Below are 2,726 nucleotides of genomic sequence, written 5' to 3' on the forward strand. Positions count from 1 at the left end.
TGCGCGCGCTGGCAGCCTATCTCGAGCACCTGCAATGACAACCCGGGACGACGACCTCGCGCGGTTGGAAGACGTCTGGCGCACGCGGCGCGGCTGGCGCTTCTTCTCGTCCGTGAACAACACGAACATCGGCCTGCTGTACATCGGGACGGCGCTGCTGTTCTTCGTCCTCGCGGGGGTGCTGGGCCTCCTGATGCGCGTGCAGCTGGCCGTGCCGGACAACGGCTTCCTCGGCGCCGGGACGTACAACCAGGTGTTCACGATGCACGGCTCGGTCATGATGTTCCTGTTCGCGATCCCGATCGTGGAAGCCATCGCCGTGTACCTGCTGCCGAACATGCTGGGCGCGCGCGACCTGCCGTTCCCGCGCCTGTCCGCGTACGCGTTCTGGGCTTACGCCATCGGCGGCCTCGCATTCTTCTGCACCCTGTTCGTCGGCCTCGCGCCGGACGGGGGCTGGTTCATGTATCCGCCGCTTACGGGCCTGAAATATTCGCCGGGCCTGAATGCCGACTTCTGGCTGCTGGGCATCGGCTTCATCGAGATCTCCGCGATCGCCGGCGCCATCGAACTGATCGTCGGCATCCTGTTTACACGCGCGCCGGGCATGACCCTGGGACGCATGCCCGTCTATGCGTGGGCCATGCTGGTCGTGGGCGTGATGATCGTGTTCGCGTTCCCCGCCGTGATCGCGGGCACGGCGCTGCTGGAACTGGAGCGCGCGTTCGACTGGCCGTTCTTCATCGCCGACCGCGGCGGCGATCCGCTGTTGTGGCAGCACCTGTTCTGGTTCTTCGGCCACCCCGAGGTCTACATCATCTTTCTGCCGGCCGCCGGCATGGTGTCGACGATCGTGCCGACCCTCGCCGGCACGCCGCTCGTCGCGCGCCGCGCCATCATCGCGGCCCTCGTCGGCGTGGGCGTCTTCAGCTTCGGCCTGTGGGCGCACCACATGTTCACCGCGGGCCTCGGCACGCTGGAAATGGGCTTTGTTTCCGCGGCCAGCATGGCGGTGGCGGTGCCCACCGCGATCCAGGTGTTCGCGTGGATCGCCACGCTGTGGAAGGGAAAAGTCGAAGCGAACGCGCCCACGCTGTTCCTGCTCGGCTTCATGGCGATCTTCGTACTGGGCGGCCTGACCGGCGTGATGGTCGCCGTGATCCCGTTCGACTGGCAGGTGCACGACACGTATTTCGTCGTCGCGCACTTCCACTACGTGCTGATCGGCGGGATGGTGTTCCCCGTGTTCGCCGCGCTGTACTACTGGCTGCCGCTCGTGAACGGCAACCGGTTGTCGGAAGGGCTCGCGCGCTGGGTGTTCGGCCTGATGTTCGTCGGCTTCAACGTCGCGTTCTTCCCGATGCATGTGACCGGCCTGCTCGGCATGCCGCGCCGCGTCTACACGTATGCGGCGGACCTCGGGTGGAATGGCCTGAACATGCTGTCGACGGTGGGCGCGTTCACGTTCGCGCTCGGCGTGCTGGTGTTCGCGTGGGATGCGTGGCGGTCGCTGCGCCGGCCTGCGCGCGCCGTCGGCAACCCGTGGAATGCGCCCACGCTCGAATGGCTGCCGTCCGAGGACTACGGCAACCGCAGCATCCCGCGCATCGATTCCATCGACCCGCTGTGGGACCGTCCGGAACTGGTACGCGAGGTGGAGGCGGGCCGCCACTACCTGCCGCGCACGGCGACGGGCGCGCGCGAGACCATCGCCACGAGCCCCGTCGCGGCGGTCCCGCGCTATGTGCTGATCCTGCCCGGCGACAGCTGGCTACCGCTCATTGCCGCCGCCGGCACGGCCGCCTTCTTCCTGCTGCTGACCGTGAAGCTGACGATGATCGCCTGGATCTGCGGCATCGCGGCCATCGCGGCGGTGCTCGGATGGATGTGGCAGGCGGATCGCGCGAGCACCGTCACCGACGTGGACATCGGCCATGGCGAGTCGATATCGGTCGGCGCCACCGGCACGGCCTCGCACGCGTGGTGGGCCGCCATCGTGATGCTCGTCGTCGACCTCAGCATCTTCGCGTGCTTCGCGTTCGCCTACGTGCACGTGACGATGCGCCTGACGGTGTGCCCGCCGCCCGGCGCCACGCTGCCGTCGCAGGACCTCGCGCTCACATCCGCCGGCCTGCTGGTGCTGGGCTCATTGCTCGTGTGGTTCGCGACGCTCGCCGTCGGCACGCGGCGCCTGCCGTGGCTCGTGCTGGCGGCGCTGGGCTGCGTGCTCGCGTCATGTGCGGTCGACGTGGGCGGCCTGCTCGATGCCCGGCTGGACCCGACCGCCACCGCATGGGCCGCGGCCGTCGCGGCATTGGCCTCCTACCAGGGCCTGCACGTCGTGACGCTCGCCGTGCTGGCGCCGTATCTCGCCGCGCGCGCATGGTGCGGCCTGCTGGGTGAGCGCAGCCGCGCATCCCTCGACACCATCGCGCTCGTGTGGCACATGACCACGTTGCAGGGCATCGCGGGGATGCTCGTCGTGCGGCTCGTGCCGCTGCTGATGGCGTGATGGCCATGATGCCGCGCACCCGCGAATCGTTCTGGCGCCGCCTGCTGGCGGGGACGCTGCCGCTGCTCGTGTGGAGCCTGCACTTCGCCTTCGCCTATGGCCTCGCGGCGGCCCAGTGCACGCCGGCCGGCATGCGTCCCGGCGGGCCGGACCGCGTGCTGCTGGGTGCCGTCACGCTGGCCGCCATCGGCGCGTGCGCCTGGCTCGCGTGGCG

General features: G+C 69.2%; 1 protein-coding gene and 1 pseudogene. Both read left to right on the plus strand.

The annotated features are described in order from the left end of the window. The first annotated feature begins 34 nt into the window (after positions 1 to 34). Complete coding sequence (ctaD, locus tag ACEN88_RS28710; protein ID WP_413345172.1) at positions 35 to 2,512, plus strand: cytochrome c oxidase subunit I; 2,478 nt, start codon at positions 35 to 37, stop codon at positions 2,510 to 2,512. 5 nt (positions 2,513 to 2,517) lie between these two features. Continuing rightward, positions 2,518 to 2,726: pseudogene (locus ACEN88_RS28715) on the plus strand (hypothetical protein); the annotation flags it as partial.

This window comes from Massilia sp. CT11-108 (assembly GCF_047302915.1).
Lineage (GTDB): Bacteria > Pseudomonadota > Gammaproteobacteria > Burkholderiales > Burkholderiaceae_D > Telluria > Telluria orientalis.